General features: G+C 59.8%; 16 protein-coding genes. 2 read left to right on the top strand and 14 right to left on the bottom strand.

Annotated elements, in window-relative coordinates; genetic code table 11:
- The first annotated feature begins 191 nt into the window (after nucleotides 1-191).
- Complete coding sequence (locus GOQ25_RS05345; protein WP_160349405.1) at nucleotides 192-2,174, top strand: TonB-dependent receptor domain-containing protein; 1,983 nt, start codon at nucleotides 192-194, stop codon at nucleotides 2,172-2,174.
- 93 nt (nucleotides 2,175-2,267) lie between these two features.
- Here GOQ25_RS05345 and GOQ25_RS05340 read toward each other — a convergent pair whose 3' ends face one another.
- From GOQ25_RS05340 to GOQ25_RS05280, 14 genes are all read right to left on the bottom strand, one after another.
- On the bottom strand, nucleotides 2,268-4,505 hold the full coding sequence (locus GOQ25_RS05340) for a DUF3300 domain-containing protein (protein WP_160349404.1): 2,238 nt from the start codon (nucleotides 4,503-4,505) through the stop codon (nucleotides 2,268-2,270).
- Nucleotides 4,506-4,521: 16 nt separating this feature from the next.
- Nucleotides 4,522-5,145 carry an FMN-binding negative transcriptional regulator gene (locus tag GOQ25_RS05335; protein ID WP_160349403.1) on the bottom strand — a complete coding sequence of 208 codons (624 nt, stop codon included), beginning with the start codon at nucleotides 5,143-5,145 and terminating at the stop codon, nucleotides 4,522-4,524.
- Nucleotides 5,146-5,205: 60 nt separating this feature from the next.
- Entirely contained in the window at nucleotides 5,206-5,691 is a 486-nt protein-coding gene (locus tag GOQ25_RS05330) for a hypothetical protein (protein WP_160349402.1), read from the bottom strand.
- Between the two features lie 156 nt (nucleotides 5,692-5,847).
- A complete protein-coding gene (locus GOQ25_RS19750; RefSeq protein WP_370519891.1) occupies nucleotides 5,848-6,156 on the bottom strand; it encodes a DUF6587 family protein in 309 nt (102 codons plus the stop codon).
- A gap of 46 nt (nucleotides 6,157-6,202) precedes the next feature.
- On the bottom strand, nucleotides 6,203-8,023 hold the full coding sequence (locus tag GOQ25_RS05325) for a ferrous iron transporter B (protein ID WP_160349401.1): 1,821 nt from the start codon (nucleotides 8,021-8,023) through the stop codon (nucleotides 6,203-6,205).
- Nucleotides 8,016-8,276, bottom strand: a complete 261-nt coding sequence (locus GOQ25_RS05320) for a FeoA family protein (protein WP_160349400.1) — start codon at nucleotides 8,274-8,276, stop codon at nucleotides 8,016-8,018. The genes GOQ25_RS05325 and GOQ25_RS05320 overlap by 8 nt, the downstream gene beginning before the upstream one ends.
- A 237-nt stretch (nucleotides 8,277-8,513) precedes the next feature.
- Nucleotides 8,514-9,293 carry an alpha/beta fold hydrolase gene (locus GOQ25_RS05315; protein WP_370519889.1) on the bottom strand — a complete coding sequence of 260 codons (780 nt, stop codon included), beginning with the start codon at nucleotides 9,291-9,293 and terminating at the stop codon, nucleotides 8,514-8,516.
- 23 nt (nucleotides 9,294-9,316) lie between these two features.
- Entirely contained in the window at nucleotides 9,317-10,303 is a 987-nt protein-coding gene (locus tag GOQ25_RS05310; RefSeq protein ID WP_160349399.1) for a DUF4105 domain-containing protein, read from the bottom strand.
- 176 nt (nucleotides 10,304-10,479) lie between these two features.
- Nucleotides 10,480-11,226, bottom strand: a complete 747-nt coding sequence (locus GOQ25_RS05305; RefSeq protein ID WP_160349398.1) for a sulfite exporter TauE/SafE family protein — start codon at nucleotides 11,224-11,226, stop codon at nucleotides 10,480-10,482.
- 118 nt (nucleotides 11,227-11,344) lie between these two features.
- Nucleotides 11,345-12,244: an MBL fold metallo-hydrolase gene (locus GOQ25_RS05300; protein ID WP_160349397.1), complete on the bottom strand. Its 900-nt coding sequence runs from the start codon at nucleotides 12,242-12,244 to the stop codon at nucleotides 11,345-11,347.
- Nucleotides 12,241-13,596 (bottom strand): MFS transporter, encoded by a 1,356-nt coding sequence (locus tag GOQ25_RS05295; RefSeq protein ID WP_160349396.1) that lies wholly within the window; start codon nucleotides 13,594-13,596, stop codon nucleotides 12,241-12,243. The genes GOQ25_RS05300 and GOQ25_RS05295 overlap by 4 nt, the downstream gene beginning before the upstream one ends.
- Nucleotides 13,597-13,658: 62 nt before the next feature.
- Nucleotides 13,659-15,068, bottom strand: coding sequence for an LLM class flavin-dependent oxidoreductase (locus tag GOQ25_RS05290; protein ID WP_160349395.1), 1,410 nt, complete (start codon nucleotides 15,066-15,068; stop codon nucleotides 13,659-13,661).
- Between the two features lie 31 nt (nucleotides 15,069-15,099).
- On the bottom strand, nucleotides 15,100-15,435 hold the full coding sequence (locus GOQ25_RS05285) for a DUF4387 domain-containing protein (protein WP_160349394.1): 336 nt from the start codon (nucleotides 15,433-15,435) through the stop codon (nucleotides 15,100-15,102).
- A gap of 3 nt (nucleotides 15,436-15,438) precedes the next feature.
- Nucleotides 15,439-16,800 carry an acyclic terpene utilization AtuA family protein gene (locus tag GOQ25_RS05280; protein ID WP_160349393.1) on the bottom strand — a complete coding sequence of 454 codons (1,362 nt, stop codon included), beginning with the start codon at nucleotides 16,798-16,800 and terminating at the stop codon, nucleotides 15,439-15,441.
- A 309-nt stretch (nucleotides 16,801-17,109) separates the two neighbouring features.
- Between GOQ25_RS05280 and GOQ25_RS05275 the strand changes: the two genes are divergently transcribed.
- Entirely contained in the window at nucleotides 17,110-17,619 is a 510-nt protein-coding gene (locus GOQ25_RS05275; RefSeq protein ID WP_160349392.1) for a flavin reductase family protein, read from the top strand.
- Nucleotides 17,620-17,773: the final 154 nt, after the last annotated feature.

Below are 17,773 nucleotides of genomic sequence, written 5' to 3'. Positions count from 1 at the left end.
GCTTTGGGGGGCTCAAGGGATGGGGATGCGGTTTGGGGGGCAGGGATGGTTACGTGCGGTTGCGAATCATTCTTGTTTGCTGTAATCTTTCGCGCACATTTCTGACTAATGCCTGAAAGGCTCTGTGGTGGATACCCTGCGGGGGTTCACTGCGGGGCTGGGCGATCCCCCTTTTCTCGACTGGAGAACGCATGACCTGCGCTCGAACACCCGCGCACGTGCTGTTGCCGAACACACTGGCAGTGGCTATTTTGGCTTCTTTCACTGGTACTGTCGTCGCGCAGAGCGCTGACGCCGATAACGTTACAGTGATGGACAACGTGGTCGTGACCGCCAGCGGTTTTGAGCAGAACGTGGCGGATGCGCCGGCGTCGATTTCGGTGATTCCGAGGGAAAAGCTGGAACAGGGCTCTTATCGTGATCTGAACGATGCATTGCGCGATGTCCCGGGTTTGATCATCACCAGCAATAGCGACAACAATGGTCGGGGTGATATTAGTTTGCGTGGGATGGGGTCGGCTTATACGCTGATCTTGGTCGACGGCAAGCGTACGACGACGCGCGAAACTCAGAATAATGGCAGCACGGGTACGGACCAGAGCTGGACACCACCGTTGGCCGCTATCGACCGGATCGAGGTGGTGCGCGGGCCGATGTCGTCGCTGTATGGCTCGGATGCGATGGGTGGTGTGGTCAACATCATCACGCGCAAAGTGGCTGAAGAATGGACCGGGCAGGTGCGCGCGGAAACGACCCTGCAGCAGCATTCGCATTCGGGTGATGAGCAGCGCGGCAATGTGTATCTAAGCGGCCCGATCAAGACGGACCTGCTCGGTATCAGCCTGTATGGCGCTTACTCGCATCGCGACGAGGACGATATTTTCGAGGGCTACAACAAGGCTCGTAACTTTGGTGGGACCGTCAAGCTGGCCTTGACGCCCACCAAGGATCACGACATCGTCCTTGAGGGCGAAGGGTACAAGCAGCGCTTTGACTCGCGTGTTGGCAAGACGCAGGATCCGGAAGACAGCAGCTCGCTCGATGCCACGAATCGATTCGAGCGTGAGCGTTATGCCTTGTCGCATACGGGCCGCTGGACGCAGCGTTTCATCACGGACTCCTATGTGCAGCGCGAGAAAACAAAAAACCTCTCGCGCGATATGACCGTTGAAAATACGGTGTTGAGCACGAACGCGACGTATCTTTTCGACCGCAATACTACGATGGTCGGCGCGTATTATGAAAAGAATGATTTGACCGACACGACGTCCAATACGCTGTCAAATCTGTCGGCGGCGGACCGTTGGCAATATGCGTTCTTCGCGGAAAACGAATGGCGCATGACGGACGCTTTTGCGTTAACGACGGGCTTGCGCTGGGACAAGGAAAAAACGGCGGGCGATCACTGGTCGCCGCGTATTTATGGTGTGTACCACCTGAACGAGAACTGGACGGTCAAGGGAGGGGTGTCGACGGGCTTTAAGGCGCCCAGCATCCGTCAGACGATTGGCGACTGGGGCAACTCGAGCCGGGGCGGCGACCGGTATGGCAATCCAAATCTAAAGCCGGAAAAATCGATCACCAAGGAAATCGGCCTGCTCTATAGCGGCGACTCGGGCCTGCAAACCAGCCTGACGTTATTCACGAACGATTTCAAGGACAAAATCACCCGAGTGTCCTGCCCGGAATGCGGACCACCGAACCGGTTTGGTAGTGTACCCACCACCTACCAGAACGTCGACGATGCAGTGACGCGCGGGGTGGAAGCCAGCTTTAGCGCCCCGCTGACACGCACGGTGTCGATCAATTCGTCGTACACCTATACGTACTCGAAGCAAAAGTCTGGCCAGTACGCGGGCAAGCCGTTGAATCAGTTGCCCAAGCACATGTTCAATCTGGGTGCGGATTGGCAGGCGACCGAGTCGATCAACGCCTGGGCACGATTGCATTTCCGCGGCAAGGAAAGCGATGCGACGACCACGCCATCATCGGGTGGCGAATTTATCGCGCCGTCCTATACCCTGGTCGATCTGGGCGGCTCGTACAAGCTGAACAAGAACGTGACCATGCACGCTGGCATCTATAACCTGCTGGACAAAGATATCAACTACGACGACTATCAATTTGTCGAAGATGGCCGTCGTCTCTGGCTGGCGATGGATATCCGGTTCTAATCACGCATGGGTGGGACGCGGTCCCACCCTGGATTGGATTCCCCGGTTTTGTCGGCGAGGAATTATTGTCCAGCGGGCAGACGTTGATCTGTATCAGATGCTGCCTCCTCCGCGCGGCTCGGAAATGGGTCGGCAGCACGCTGAAGGGGTCTCAGATCTGCGTTGGGTATGGAATCTGGCGCTGGGGCAGGGCGATGAAAGCCGTGACGATCCGCTGTCGCCGATTGCTGGTGACATGACGCTAGCGGCTTCGTGATCGTGTTGAGCGGTGTATCGATCGCTCCTCCCTATCCGCGCCCTGCGTTGCCCCTCGAGATAGTCCGTAACATTGCTGTCGGTATAAGTTTTGCGCTGGATAGGCTGCCAGCCAGATGACGTGTATTGTTGCCATCCGCTGGCAGTGTGCCGATATACGTGGCCATGGTCGTCAGCATACAAAGACCTGACCTTATCGTGTGCGGTATCTTTCGCAGATCCGGTGGTTTGCGCGTTTCCAGACACAGGGTTGATTTCGACTTGGCGCGGGCCCCAGTCTTGATCGCTCCAGTTGTGGTAGCCCACGCTTCGCGTGATGATGCCGTGGCTCCAGGTGTCGTACACGTCGATGCGATTGATATCGACCCCGCGGGCATACGGGAGTTCGCCATAGGGACCCCAATATGGCTCCGCCACAAAGCCATTGGCGGTGGAAAACCCGAATGACAATCCCTTCGTGGTGTCCAGCGCCGCGTTATAGCCGTAGGTGGGGGGAAAGCCCACCCAGTGATTGCGCATGATCGCTGGCGGATAGGTATAGCCCGAGCCGTAAACCACAGTGCCTTCCGGATTGATAATCACCCCAAGGTAGCCGGGCGTGTAGCCGACTACGACGGTATCGGGAGTGGCGTCGTAGATGTGTACGTAGGTGACGTAATACAGCGGCGACTCAGGCGGAATCGTATAAATGGCGGGCGTCACCGCATCCGCGACGCGCCACGGACCGGACGGGGAGCTAGAGATGAACCACACGGCCTGAAAGAGCGCATAGTATTCCTCATTATTGACTTGGATAACCGGTGTGTGCGTATTGGTCGCAAAGTGCAGCGACGTGCCGGGGACCGCGGCGAACTGCGGCGTATCGCCAAAATATCGCACGTTTAACATGGCCTCTCGCCGCGAGACGGTCGCCGTTTGCGGAATCGTGGCGGCGATGAGGGCTTCTTTCGCCTGGGGCGTACCGGCCACGGACATGAGCACGTTAGCGTGGGGATCGTGCACGCTGATATGCGCGAACTCTGGATGCAGTTGATCGCTAGGGACGTGACGCCATGGGCCATGCAGGCTTTCAGCGCTGAACCAACGCCCGGAAATTAGCAGGTAATAGCGATGCTCGGACGGGAGGACAAAAAGTGGATGATCCGCATTGATGACCGATTGGAGACTCGTGCCCAACACCGGCCTGAACTGTGCCGGGCCATCCAGCAGTATCAATTCAGACGGTTCCGAAGAAACCAACAACGTCGGAGCTTTGTTCGCCTCAGTGGGGCGTTCCAGTTGTATCGGGTCCACCTCTACCTGGCGGGCAACGGCCGACGCCACGGTAAGCAATTGCCGCGAGGCGGACTCGCTTTGCCATGTTCCCGACAAAGTGCCTGCGGTGTACCAGTGACCGGCGGCATTGACGTGATATTCGCCATCATGGGCTCTTAGGATAAGCGCACGGCTGTTGACGACGCGCTGCCAGCCGGCGTGACGGGGAACCGGGGCGAGCACGGGGTCTCCATCGATCATCACCAGCACGGTGGGGGCGGTCTCGACCTTAATGCGCGGAGGCGTATTACGCACAAGCATCGCGTGCCGGTTCGATAGTTGTTTGGCAGCGGTGTAACTCCGTAGCAGTTGGCTTAGCCGCAGCGTTATTTCTACAGGCAGCAATGCGGCGAGCTGTTCACGCAAAGACTCACCGCTGTCCGGGGCGGCGGGAGCTTGCACCGCAGTGACTTTCACCTGGGTCAGGTGCACTTCGTCTTGGGACTTATCTATATCGGCGTCGGCGGTGAAACGGGTAACTCCATAGACCGGCGGCCCCTCCTGCGACAGGACGGCGACCGCCATATGCCCGGCGATGCGGTTGCCTCGCCATGCATTTATCTGTGGGGGATAGACGGCATATTGCTTTCCATCTATTTCTAAAGTGCGAGGCCACGAGGTCTTGATGGTGGGCGCGTGTATCGTCTGAGACATGGGAAGCGTGGGCTGTGCCCGGAGGGCAGCCAGACTGCCCGCGCCCATGCACGCGCATAGAGTGACGATGAGAGCCACGATGCGAGAGAGGTTGCAATGTGGGTTCATCGATTCTCCTGATATCTTATTCGTCGTCGCGCATAGCATGCGCTAACGATGTCGAGCCGCGCTGCGTCAACGCCTCGACGGCCCCGAGGCGGTCAGACTGCGCCTTGTTTTGACTGAGTTTGCGTTTGCCAATCAACGCGGTGATGGCGATCTTGATGCCGACTATGTTGCGTAGCATCTCGTCGATGTAATCCGGTGGCGCATCGCCCATTTTCCAGGGGGCGGGTTCCGAGGCCTCGTGTCGTTTGGTCAGCCGTGCCACCAATCGGCGGACATATCGCTCGTCATCATGGATGGACAGTTTGCCGTGCGCATGCACGACCTCGTAGTTCCATGTCGGGACCTGGCGATGCGTCTCGTGTTTGCTGGGATACCAGCTAGGCGAGATATAGCCCTGAGCGCCTCGAAAAATGACCAGAACTTCTGCACCGTCTTCAAACCGCTGCCAGAGAGGATTGGCGCGTGCTATATGTGCCGAGAGCACGCCATGAGCGCCCGCGTCGGGATCCAGCTCGAAAGGAATGTGATCGGCGTCAAGGCCGTTGTCATCATGCGTGACCAGGATGCCGAGCGGCGATTCCTTGATGATGCGGTGTAGCGCGTCGGGGCGGCTTTCGTTGAAATGAGCGGGCAGGTACATGTTTCGGATGTCGGTTCGTTAGATACGTGGCAACGCGATCAGGTACGCCTCAGGGCCCGGTCAATAATAAATATCGACGTAGTCCGTGAAGTGGTCGCAGCTTTGCATCTGTTGCAGACGCCAGAAACGCCGCGTTCCGCTCGCCTTGAAGTAGAAGTCGCCTGTGCGTTCGCACCGGCGCCCAGGCTCTGGGGCATCCTCAATCAGAATAGTGCCACGGAAGGCGAAGCCTTTGTTATCGATCGAGACAACGTCGCCTTGCAGGTGAACCGCTCCATGTTGGTTGACCTGACTGCCGGCGAGGCTGACGAAGCCAACGAGGTTCGTGACCTGCAGTCGGCCGAGGTTATCCGACCATAGCCACTGCAACGTGATACCCCGGTTGTGCACCAAGCGCTCATAGGCCACCTGACTGCGGATCTCTGTTGCCTGCGTGATGGCGAGAGGTCGTTCCGGGTCAGCCATCGGAGCTGGGCATGCGATGACCGGCGATGCCAGGCTCATCGTCAATGTCATTAGCCAAGTCACAATAGTTTGCAGAGGCATGGTTCTGAAATCGTGGCGTGGAATCCGCTGCGTCGGCCCGGCATGGGCGCGCACGGGATCGTGTTCATGGGTGTCAGAGGCGTAACGCCCCGCTGCTATACCCTTTTAGCCGACTGCTTTATTACTCTGACGGAAAGGCGTTGAAGACACACGCGTTTAGGACTCGATAACGGAGCTTGGTTGCCTATCCTCGTCGCGTCGGTACCGTTGCAGCGTGGCTTCGCGTTGTGGCGCGCATGCACAGCCGCTGCAGCTTCTGCAACCATACGTTTTAGGATCGCCGTTCCGAGCGGCCCCCACACCATGGGCTGCATCCGCTAGTCCGGCGCGTTGCAATAACCCTCGGGCACCTTTGCGCAGGTGCGCTGGCAATCCAGGAAAAAAATGTAGTGCCAAGCGCGCCAGGCTGAGAGCAAGCAAGACCCAAACCACGCAGGTTTGCCACAATGCAGCGCTTTCAAACATGCCGATCACTATGTTTACTGAGTAAACCCATTCGTCCACACCGCCATTACAGCCATCGCAGGGCTAGCTGATAAGTCGCGAACGCCGCGCCATAGGCCAGCACAAACATATATGCAAATGACAGCAGGACGATCCGCCAGTCGCCGGTTTCGCGGCGGATGACGGCCAGGGTAGACATGCATTGCGGCGCAAAGGCGAACCAGACCATGAGGGCCAGGGCGGTGGGCGTAGCCAGGTTGGCCGCCAACATGTTGCCCAGCTGACTGTCGGCCCCGTCGGCCACGCTGTATATCGTGGCCAGCGTGGTCACGGCCGACTCCCGCGCGGCAAATGCGGGGATGAGGGCGAGTGTGATCTGCCAGTTAAATCCCAAGGGAGCGAATAGCGGCTGCATCGCCAGCCCCAACATCCCGGCGAAACTGGATTCGATCGCGGGACGCGCGGCGTCCATGGGCGCCGCGGGAAAGTTAGCAATCCCCCACATCACAATGCTGAGCGCCAGCATGACCCCTGTCAGTCGCCGGAGAAATACCCACGCGCGCTCCCAGAGGGCCAAGGCGATATCGCGCCATTTCGGCAGCCGATAGGGGGGCAGCTCCATCAGTAGTGCGGTGTCATCGCCATGACGGCGCAAAAGTTTGCCGACCATCGCAACCGTCATGCCCCCCAAAATGCCCGCGGCATAGAGCGCGAACAACACGACGCCTTGAAGATTGAAGATTCCGACCGAGCGTTGCGGTATGAAAGCGCCAATCAGCAAGGTGTAGACGGGCAGTCGGGCGGCGCAGGTCATCAACGGCGCAACCAGGATGGCGACCAGCCGGTCGCGTCGATCCGGTATGCTGCGCGCGCCGATGATGCTGGGTATGGCGCACGCGAAACTGGATAACAACGGGATAAAGGCACGGCCACTCAGGCCGACCGCCACCATGACGCGATCAAGCAAAAACGCGGCGCGTGGCAGGTAGCCTGACTCTTCCAATACAAGCAGGATGAAGAACAGCGCCAGGATCTGCGGTAAAAACCCCAGCAGGCTGCCCAGACCGGCGCAGACCCCGTCAGCGATAAGGCCCGCGAGTGGCCCCACGCCGATCCAAGCGGTCACGCTATCGCCCAGCCATGCCATCCCATCACCAATCGCTTCGGTAATCGGTCTACCCACGGCATAAACCGCCTGAAAACTCAGGAACATGACGGTTGCCAGGATCATGGGGCCGATCAAAGGGTGCAGCGCCCAGCGATCTATCTTGTCATCCCAGGTCATCGTGCATGCCGATTGCCGCACTGTCTCTGACAGGATCGCGCGCACCTCGTGATGCAGGTCTGGCGGCGCTGCGAGGTCGTCTGGTGGCGGCATGTCCTCGTCGAGCTGCGCGAGTAAACGCGCCGCGCCGTCGCGGCGCACGGCAACGGTTTCGATGACTGGCATGCCAAGCCGCCTGGAAAGCCCATTCACATCGATATGGACACCGCGTCGCGCCGCCTGGTCGACCATGTTCAGGGCCACCACGACCGGTAGTCCCAGCTGCCGTATTTCGAGCAGCAGTCGTAGATGCAGCCGCAGGTTCGTGGCGTCCATGACGAAGACGATCGCTTGCGGCGGGGGCTCTTCGTGATGACGGCCCTGCAGGATCGCGGCGGTGACGGCCTCATCCGGGCTGCGCGAGGCCAGACTGTACGTGCCAGGCAGATCCAGCAGGCACACGCGGCGGCCGCGCGGCGTGGAGAAAAAACCGATCTTGCGATCCACGGTGACGCCCGCATAGTTCGCGACTTTCTGACGGCTCCCGGTCAGACGGTTGAAAAGCGCGGTTTTGCCGGTGTTGGGATTGCCCACCAATGCGATGCGCAACGTGAGGTCAGTCATGCACGCCCTCACGACGTACGATGACACGCGCCGCCTCGCCGCGTCGCAAGGCAAAGCGGGTGCCACCTATCGCGATGAGCACGGGGTTGCCGCCGAAAGGCCCGCGCGCGGCAAGCCTTAATGGTTCGCCGGCCACAAAGCCCAAATCGCGCAGGCGTGCGGCGATAGGATCGTCAGGCCGCGCATCCAGAACGCGCTCGACGACGGCGCGGTCGTGTACGGCCAAGTCGGTCAAACAAAGAGGGGAGGTCATGCAGAAACGTCGAATCGAGAATGCAACGAGGCGCGCAACATCGCCTCGGCTTCATCGATGCCGTTGGAGGGGAGCCAACATGGTCAGCGCCCGAAAAGGGATTATTTGCGACGCCTAAACGCCATGTATAACCGAAAAGCGCGCACCGATGCCTTGCGAGGAATGTCCGGATTTCTATGAATTTTGGCACTTCAAATAGTCGGCATCGTGAGCTACATGGACACTGCGTACCCAGCTTTATTCGATGGATTGCAGCCACGCCTGCATCGTAGCGATGAATGCGTCGGGCTGTTCCCGATGCGGGACGTGGCCGCATCCCCGCATCACCACCGGGGTCGCGTGCGTGGCGGCCTGGATGCGATGCAGATGCGCCAAGGTTCCGTATTCGTCGCAATCGCCGTGGAAGCTGAGTACGGGGCATTGCACCTGGCTTAAAAACGGATCCAGCGTCCAGCCGGCAAACGCGGGGGCCAACCAGGTCTCGGTCCAGGCATCGAGCACCCAGGCCGCTTTGTCGCCGTGGTATTTCTTCAGGCGGTCGAGTTCGCCCGGTCGCGCGAACATCGCCTTGGTTTGACGAACACCGTCGACGGTGTGTGGTTCGACGAATGCGTGAGCGGATTCGGTAATGAGCCCGACGCACTCAGACCGATGGACCGCCGCGCACGCCACGCTCATGCCGCCGCCCACGCTATGGCCGAAAGCGACGAACTTGTGCATGTGTAGCGCGTCGCGCACGAGGCGGAAATCTCCTGTGGCCTCTGCATGCACGAGGTCGAATCCGACGCGATCAGGATGCGGGTCCGAGCGACCGAATCCTAAACGGTCATACGCGACAATGCGTCGGCCGGTGGCGAGGGCCAAGCGTTCGGGCAGATCGCGCCATAGGGTCACGCAGCCCAGTGAGTCGTGTTGCATGATGATGGGCGCGCGCTCCGGGCCGACTGTGTCTGCTTGCCAGCTTTTGACGAAGAGCCTCCCACGTGCGGTGTTGACCCAGGTTTCCTGCGAGTGCATCGGCGACATATCCATGGCTTCAATCAACGTTCGGTATCGACACCGGGTACACCTTGTCGAATCTCGTGCGAGAACCGCGCGGGATCGCGCGAAGCGCGCGCGCGTTCGGTGTAATGCCCGCGCCGCCGATACTCTTCAATGCTTTGCGCGCCGCGCAGCGCATCCAGGTCATACAGGTATTCGGGCAGATAACCGGAAACCAACAGCCGGTAGTCCAAGGGCAATCCTTGCACGATTTTGCTGGCGAGCTGATAAATAATCGTGGTGCAGTTGGCGGTGATCGTGTTGTAGAAGCGGGGCTGCTCTCGCAACTGATTGGCGGTGTCCAGATACGATAAAAATAATGCGCGCGCGGCGGCTTGCCCTTCAGGCATATAAACCCGGTAGAGATAGCCGTCTTCATCGCGCACATTGGTACGCACGCGCAAGCTGTCGGTTTCGGTGGAGGCCAAGACCGATAGCTCATACCGCCGAAAGAACCCGCCAATCTCGGAAAATTCATCGCCTAATTTGCGGCGGATCTCCACGGAGAAAACAACATATTGCCCGTCGGCAAAACCAAACGACACCATGGTGTGCGCGATCGCGGGGCGGCCCCAATAAGACAGCACCAGGTCCACGGATTGCAACTGCGACAGGTCATACGTACGCGTGTCCCAACGCTCATCGAAATCGGTGGGCGACCGCCATTCGAAATCCCGTACGTTGTGTAGCGTCACCATGTCCCCACTCACGGACCCGTACGTTTGTTCGGCGACCTCGGGCATCCAGGCGCGGTCATTGGAGGGACGGACGCCCAACCACCACCAGGCCTGCATGGCCAGCCAAGCGGCGACGAAGCACGCCAAGGGCAGATAAGCGCCTTTGTACAGTCCGATCGCCGCGGCGCCGGCCAGTATGAGCCAGATCGCGACGAGGACGGCAGGGGCGGGCGCCTGATACCACAAGGCGCCGGTGCCCCAGACGGCAGCGGCGAAAATCGCCAACCCGATGAATACGTTGAAAAGCATGGCCTTACGCGTCATATCTCTGCAAAGTTGGGAGTCAGCAGGATGACGGCCGCGACGCAAGCGAGCTTGCGCGCACCGGCATGTTGGCCAATGTTACATGCTATCGGGGACATATTGCTCGCGGCCGAGCCAGCGCGCTGCGGCGGCGGGGGGCGTCGGGACGCTGAGCCAGTCGGTTAAAACGTCTGCCAGATCATATGCAGGCTGACGAGTGTCATGACGATCTTGAATCCCAGGCGGAACGTGGACTCGGGCAGATTGTCGAGGGTGCGCGTGCCCACCCAGGTGCCAACTACGCCGCTGGCGATCATCGCGGCAATCAACGGCGCCCATTCGGCGTAGGCGAATCCCAGCGTGCCGAACGCGGCGATCTTCAGTCCATGCTGGATGACCATACATGCGGCGTGTGTGGCGACCAACGGCTGTTTGACCAGCCCGGTACGGGCAATCAAGGCCGCCACTAGCGGACCGGTTGCGCCCACCAGCATGGTGCAGAAGCTCGATATCGCCCCACCGAGGACGAAAAAGGTCTTGCCGTGACGTTGCGCCGCCGCGCTGGGCTTTTTGCGATAAACCGACCACAGGATGAATAGCGCCAGTGCCCACTTCGCCAGGGCATCTGGGATATTGACCACGACCGAAGCGCCCAGCGCAATCCCGACGACGCTGCCCAGAAAGAACCAGAGCAATAGCGGCATCACCAGATAGCGGCGTTGAATAATCACCCGGCCCGCGTTTGAGCCCATCTGCACCACGCCGTGGACGGGCAGTACGCTCGTGACGGGTAAGCCCAGGCTGAGAATCGCCAGCATCGCGACGCCGCCGCCCAGGCCCATGGCGGCGGTCAGAGCAGAGGTCAGAAAGCTCGCGAAAATCAGGACAGTGGCAAAGACGGCAGTGATATCGGCGGGGATGAAGGTCATGGTGCTCTCGCGTGAATCGGAGGGCAGTGTATCGCTTCCCGCATCGGATCACGCAATGGGCGAGCCGTCCACCGGGGTCGTGGGGGAGAATTCCCCCGCGACCCCGGGTGCGTCCTACTTATTGTTCGTCCACAAAGCGCAGTTCGAAGCCGTTGTCAGGCCCTTTATCTGAACCTTCGTGGATAAAGCCCGCATGAGGCGGCATGAAGTGGCCCGGCAGCAGCAAGGCATGCCGCTCACATGCTTGTTCCAGCACGCGTCGCCGCGTGACGGCCGACTGCACCTGATCTTGGCAACCGAAGCAGCTCCATGACGGGTACTTCACCTGGATGGGGTGATGCAGAATATCCCCGGTGAGCACCGCATGCTCGCCGTCCGATTTCAGCCAGATCGCCACGTGGCCCGGCGTATGGCCGGGCGCTGGCGCGAGAACGAGACAGTCGGCGATCTCGGCATAGTCGTCGACGATCAACGCCTGACCCGCCTCGATGACCGGCAACACGCTGTCCTGATAGGCCAGCGTGTGCGGACCGTTCGGCGACGCAGCGAGCTTCTCTTCCCAGTAGGCGTGCTCGCGGCGCGAGAACACATACTTCGCATTCGGGAAGGTCGGCACCCACCGCCCGTTGATCAGCTGGGTGTTCCAGCCGATATGGTCGGCGTGCAAGTGGGTGCAGAGCACGAAGTCGATGTCTTCGGGCCGCGCGCCCGCCTCGGCCAAGCGGCTCAGAAAGGGCGTATCCAGCCCGCACCAGTCCGGGCGGCCCGGGCGGTCCTTGCCGTTGCCCACGCAACCATCGATCAAGATCTTGTGCGTGCCGGTATCGAGCAGCCACGAGTGCATGCTCAACAGCATCCGGCCGGTGGCCGGGTCATAGTGGCCGGGAGCCATCCATGACAGATTGCTCTGGACGGCTTCGGGGGTGGCAAGCGGAAAGAACTTCATGAAGTCGAACATGGTGTCGACCATTTCCTGCACCAGCGTCGCGGTCACGCTGCCGATCTTGAAGCGAATCATGCGGTTTGTCCCCCCATGGCGCGCGACACGGCGGGTTGCGCGGCGACGGCGACGTCGGACTCTTCATGCTCGATCTGTTCGAGTTCGACCGCGGCGGCTTCACGCAGCGGCAGAATGCACAGCGTGGAGATCAAGCCTGCGATCAGCACGTAGGCCGCGATCGGCCAGTAGCTGCCCGTCCAGACCACGAACATGGCGGCAAGCACAGGCGTGGGGCCGCTCCACACGACGGTCGCGAGCTGATAGGCGACGGACACACCGCTATAGCGGATAGCCGCCGGGAACTGCTCGCCGAACAGACTGGGTTGGATGGCTTGCGTGCTGCCCTGACCGATCATGAGCGACAACACCATGGCAACGGTGATGATGAACTCATTGCGCGTATTGAGCATTTCGAAGAACGGGAACGCAAACAGACCCAGAAAGATCATGCCGCCCATGAACACCTTCTTGCGACCGATACGATCGGACAATGCGCCAAACAACGGCTGTGCGATCAACGTAAAGGCGGCCGCGATCATGAGTGCCCGCAAGGCCACCGAACGATCGATCTGCAAGGTCTGAGTGAGATACACCAAGGAGAACACCGCGGCGATATAAAAGCTGGTGTTCTCGGCGGCTTGCGAGCCGACCATCAACAACACGCGTTTTTTCTGTGTCTTGAAAATGGTGGCGATGGGCAAGCGTGCTTGCGCCTTGGTGCTCTTCAGACGGTTAAAGCTGGGCGACTCGGAGACGCGCTTGCGAATGAAATAACCGACGATGACGAGGATGGCGCTCAGCAAGAACGGGATGCGCCAGCCCCAGGCCAGGAATTCCTCTTTCGTGGTGAAGGCGTTTACCGCGGCCATCACGCCCGTGGACAGAATCAACGCGGCGGGAATGCCCATCTGCGGCCAGCTGCCATAAAAGCCGCGATGCTTGGCCGGTGCATGCTCGACCACCATCAACGTCGCGCCGCCCCATTCGCCACCGACGGCCAGACCTTGCAGCAGGCGCAGCGCGGTCAGCAGTATCGGTGCCCAGATGCCGATGCTTTCATACGTCGGCAGCAGGCCAATCACAAAGGTCACGCCGCCCATCATGATCAGACTCAGCACGAGCATGGCCTTGCGGCCGATGCGATCCCCAAAGTGGCCAAATAGAACGCCGCCCAGGGGCCGGGCGATAAAGCCGACGGCGAAACTCGCCAGCGACGCGATGGTCCCCGCCAAGGGGTCAGACGATGGGAAAAAGAGAACGTTGAACACCAGCGCGGCCGACGCGCCAAAAATAAAAAAGTCGTACCACTCCAGTGTGCTGCCAATCGCACTGGCGAGCGATACCCTACGGATATCTGATTTATCCGACATACGATGTCTCCTCGACGAACGAACGAACGCGCCCGCAAGCGGGCGCGCTTTCCTTGAGTTGATTAAACGGTTTTCTTCAGTAGCTCGGCATTCACGCCGGCATAGGCTTGTTTGCGCCAGTCGCCTGCGTTGGGGCGCGGCAGGCCCAGGTTCTCGCGCAGCGTGGAGCCGGTGTATTCCTTACGGAACACGCCACGGCGTTGCAGCTCGGGCACGACGTGACGGACGAAATCTTCGTAGCTGCCGGGGATGTGCGTGGGCGAAATCACGAAGCCGTCGCAGCCACCTTCCACGAACCATTGCTCGAGTTGATCGGCCACGGTCTTGGCTGTACCCGCGAAGACCGGGAACTCCTTGATACGCGCCCGGTTGGAGAACTCCACAAAGTCGCGCACCGAGGGGTTCTTCTTGCCAGACAGCATGACCACGCGGTCGCGGAATCCAGTCCAGCCGGAGATGCTTTGCATCTCGGCATCCGTAAACGGCGTGTCGTAGTCGCGGGTCGAGAAGTCCGTGTTGAGGATCTCGCACAGCAAGGTCAAAGAATCGATCGGGCGAGCCAGCGAATCGATGTAGGCCTTTTGCTGTTGCGCGATTTCGTCGGATTCTGCGATCACGGTGTAGATCGCGGTGGAAACCTTCACATGGTCCGGGTTGCGCCCGGCCAATTCGACCGACTGCTTGAGCTCGGCGTATTGCTTTTTGGCGGCTTCGAGGTTGGGGTACACCACGAACACCAACTCGCCCCAGCGCGAAGCAAACGCGCGGCCGCGGCCGCTTTGGCCTGCCTGAATGAGCACGGGGTGGCCTTGGTCGGAGCGGGGCACGGTGAGCGGGCCACGCGATTTGAAGTACTTGCCCTCGTGCGACAGACGATGGACTTTCTCGGGATGCGCGAACAGCCCGGATTCTTTGTCCAGCACGAGCGCGTCGTCTTCCCACGAATCCCAGTGGCCCATGACGGTCTCGAGGAACTCATCGGCGCGGTCATAGCGCAGATCGTGTTCCAAGTGGCCGGCAGCGCCGAAGTTCGCGGCCTCGGAGTCGTTCAGCGAGGTCACGACGTTCCACGCGACGCGGCCGTGCGTCATCAAGTCCAGCGTCGAGAAGTGACGGGCGACGTGGTAGGGCTCGTAATACGTGGTGGAGTAGGTGGCACCCAGTCCCAGGTTCTTGGTGGCGGCGGCCATGGCCATCAGCACCGGCGTCGGGTCGAGTTTGACCGCGCGCACGCCGTTTTCGACGGTCTTGCGATGGTCATTGCCATAGATGTCGGGCATGGCCAGACGGTCGTCGAAGAAGGCCAGATGGAACTTGCCATCTTCCAGCGTGCGGGCGATGCGTTGATAGTATTCCGGCTTCAGGAAGTCCTGCATCGCCGCGCTATGCCGCCAGGACCCCGGATAGGTCGAGCAGTTCTGCGCCTGCATGAAACCAATGAGGGTCATCTGCCGCGAGTTAGGGGTAGACATAATTCGGTTCTCCTTAGTTCTGTTTGGGCGCTTAAACGCCCGGAATTTCCACGGTCAGCAGGGGTGCATGCTGTTGCGCGCCGAAGGTGTCGCGCTCACCGACGGTGCCTTGTCCCCAGGCGCGCTTGAGCGTCAACTTGAACGCGCGGGCCGGATCAAAGAACATCAACGTGACGATGTCCTCGGGCGTGACGCTATACAAGCGGCAGATCAATGCTTCGCTAAGCACGCCGCTTTCTTTCACTTTGTTGTAGCGTTCTTCGGTGTCGAAAATGACGTCGAATGTGATTTCAAACGGGCCCGAGTTCTTGCTGCGTACCACCTTGGCCAGTTCGCGCAGGGTGCGAGAGCTTTGGGTCGAATTCATCGTTCAAATCTCCACGATTTCAAAGGGGAACAAGGCGTCGGCCGATTCGATTTCCATCACGTGATACACGGTGAATTTGCACACCGGACCAATCGGATTCTCGGGTGGGTTAAGCGGAATCGCGAAGTTCCCCGCAGTGGCGACTTGTCCTTCATAAGGCATGTGCAGCACATCGATGCGCACGCTATTGCAAATCGTGTTGGCGAGATCTTGCGTGGGCGCGGTCACTTCGCCGAGCAAGCCGATCTCATGCGGGACGACGTCGGCCAAGGGCTCGAATTCACCCATCACGCCATTCATGCCGTACACATGGAAGATCAATTGGGCTTGGCCCGAACGCAGCTCGGGATAGGTCTTGAATGCCTCGGCCTTGACACGGCAGAGGTAGTCATCGATTTGACCAATGAGTATGGGATCGCGGATACCGCCGATGAAAATCGTACGCATGCCGACAATGCCCGCGCCTTCCAGTTTCACGGTATAGGCGGGCGCTTCGATAAAGCGGCTGCCGCTCACGCGTACGGCGCGATCGCTGATGGGCTCGTATGTGGCTTCGCGCAAATCGATGGTGCCACCGGGGCCGGTCAGCAGATCGGGACGGGCTTTTTCATAGAGCGTGTGAGCCGCGACCGAGGCCGGGGTGCAACGTTCTTTCAAGCTCATCGGTTCGAGGTCGAAGCTGTCGCGTCGCACGGTGGCGAGGATCACCTTGCCCTTGGGCTCGGCGCAGTTTGCGCCGCATTCGACGATCTTGCCCATATGCCAGTAGATGCCGGGCTCGATCCCATGCATCGCGCACAAGGCCGCGAACGGCGCCGGGTCATAGGCGCGACCGGAGACGATGATGTCGACATCAGGGTGCTCGCGCAGCACTTTGATGAAGGGTTCCGCGCCAATCTGCGCGACGATGCGTGCAGACTGATCGATGTCTTCTTCTTGCAGGGCGGGCGCGGAGCCGCAGGGCGCGATCTTGCCTTGCGCTAAACCCTGGCGCACGAGTTCGGGATCGATATCCGAATAAATCTTGGCGATCTTGAAGTGATAGCCGTCACGTTTAGCGATCTGCTCGATCAGCTCGACCATCATGTCGACTTGCTCGCGGATGCCCGCCCCGCCAGCGGAGCTGATGTAGACCGGGATCTTGCGGGTCGCGCACGCGTTGAGCATCAAGGTCAGATCGCGCAGATAGGCGTCGCGTGACACGATGGTCTTGGGCAGGCCCAGCAGATAGGGGCCGGGATCTGTCGAGCCGCCATCGACGATCATGGCGTCCGGCTGACGCTCTACGCCTCGCCAGAAGTCCTCTTCAGGAATGCCATAACCGAGAATTCCATTAGGGGTCAGAATCCGAATTTCTTCCTTCAACGCAATCTCCCTCACTGATAGTGCCTGGGCATTCCGCATATGGGTTGCCGCGAAAGCTGTGTGGCTGCGCATTATGAGGATGGCGTTCGATCCCGACTATTTCCTTTATGAGATGGACTAATAGGCGTTTCTGATAAATAAATAAACGCCCGGGAGATGGTCGGCGATACCGGCTATCTATTCGTTTTCCTGATTAATTCATTGCGAGTTCTAAATTGTTCTGCGGCAGTGGGCTACTTAGACTATTTCCCAAGACATGCAGCTACGCGGTCCATTTCATCGCAAGAATTATTCTAGGAATTTACGCATATGGCCTTGCAAGACGCCAAGACTTTCCGTGACGCGCTCAGCACGTTTCCCAGTGGTGTGACTATCGTCTCGACGACCGATGATGAGGGCCGTCATTGGGGGTTCACGGCCAGTTCGTTTTCATCCGTGTCCATGGACCCGCCGCTGGTCCTGGTGTGTCTGGCCAAGAAAGCGGATTCGCACGCCGCGTTCTTAAAAGCGCAACGCTATGCCATCAATATTTTGGCCGAGGACCAAGAGGGCGTCGCCATGCACTTCGCGCGCAAGGGCGAGGACAAGTTTTCGGCGCATCCGTTTCGCTATGGCACAGCGCAAGATCCGCATCCACCCGTGTTGCACGGCTCAATCGCATCGCTGCATTGCGTGGCTCACGATGCCTATGACGCGGGCGATCACACCGTGCTGGTGGGTGAAGTCGCGCATGTGGAGTTGAACGAAGCGACGCCGCTCGTGTATTTCAATCGCGGCTTTCGCAAGATTGACGTAACCCCGGAGCAGTTGGCGGCGTGATGGCCATTGCGCATTGGCGGCTCATGCTGTCGATGCGCGATTCACGGCGGGCGGCATAAAGCTCGGCGCTGCACGCGTCATGAAAGCAGGCCAGGGTACTGCAAGGTCCCCGAATGCTGGATGGATTCCAGAATCGGGCAACCTTCCGGTGCCC

This window comes from Bordetella sp. 15P40C-2 (genome assembly GCF_009763235.1).
GTDB lineage: Bacteria > Pseudomonadota > Gammaproteobacteria > Burkholderiales > Burkholderiaceae_B > Bordetella_A.
This window is presented reverse-complemented; position numbering and strand designations above follow the sequence as displayed.

Coding starts and splice junctions, on each gene's coding strand:
- GOQ25_RS05295 (WP_160349396.1), bottom strand. CDS start 13,596: ATGTCGGATAAATCAGATATCCGTAGGGTATCGCTCGCCAGTGCGATT.
- GOQ25_RS05320 (WP_160349400.1), bottom strand. CDS start 8,276: ATGACCTCCCCTCTTTGTTTGACCGACTTGGCCGTACACGACCGCGCC.
- GOQ25_RS05335 (WP_160349403.1), bottom strand. CDS start 5,145: ATGTACCTGCCCGCTCATTTCAACGAAAGCCGCCCCGACGCGCTACAC.
- GOQ25_RS05290 (WP_160349395.1), bottom strand. CDS start 15,068: ATGTCTACCCCTAACTCGCGGCAGATGACCCTCATTGGTTTCATGCAG.
- GOQ25_RS05340 (WP_160349404.1), bottom strand. CDS start 4,505: ATGAACCCACATTGCAACCTCTCTCGCATCGTGGCTCTCATCGTCACT.
- GOQ25_RS05275 (WP_160349392.1), top strand. CDS start 17,110: ATGGCCTTGCAAGACGCCAAGACTTTCCGTGACGCGCTCAGCACGTTT.
- GOQ25_RS05305 (WP_160349398.1), bottom strand. CDS start 11,226: ATGACCTTCATCCCCGCCGATATCACTGCCGTCTTTGCCACTGTCCTG.
- GOQ25_RS05315 (WP_370519889.1), bottom strand. CDS start 9,293: ATGCACTCGCAGGAAACCTGGGTCAACACCGCACGTGGGAGGCTCTTC.
- GOQ25_RS05325 (WP_160349401.1), bottom strand. CDS start 8,023: ATGACTGACCTCACGTTGCGCATCGCATTGGTGGGCAATCCCAACACC.
- GOQ25_RS05300 (WP_160349397.1), bottom strand. CDS start 12,244: ATGATTCGCTTCAAGATCGGCAGCGTGACCGCGACGCTGGTGCAGGAA.
- GOQ25_RS05285 (WP_160349394.1), bottom strand. CDS start 15,435: ATGAATTCGACCCAAAGCTCTCGCACCCTGCGCGAACTGGCCAAGGTG.
- GOQ25_RS05330 (WP_160349402.1), bottom strand. CDS start 5,691: ATGCCTCTGCAAACTATTGTGACTTGGCTAATGACATTGACGATGAGC.
- GOQ25_RS05345 (WP_160349405.1), top strand. CDS start 192: ATGACCTGCGCTCGAACACCCGCGCACGTGCTGTTGCCGAACACACTG.
- GOQ25_RS19750 (WP_370519891.1), bottom strand. CDS start 6,156: ATGTTTGAAAGCGCTGCATTGTGGCAAACCTGCGTGGTTTGGGTCTTG.
- GOQ25_RS05310 (WP_160349399.1), bottom strand. CDS start 10,303: ATGCTTTTCAACGTATTCATCGGGTTGGCGATTTTCGCCGCTGCCGTC.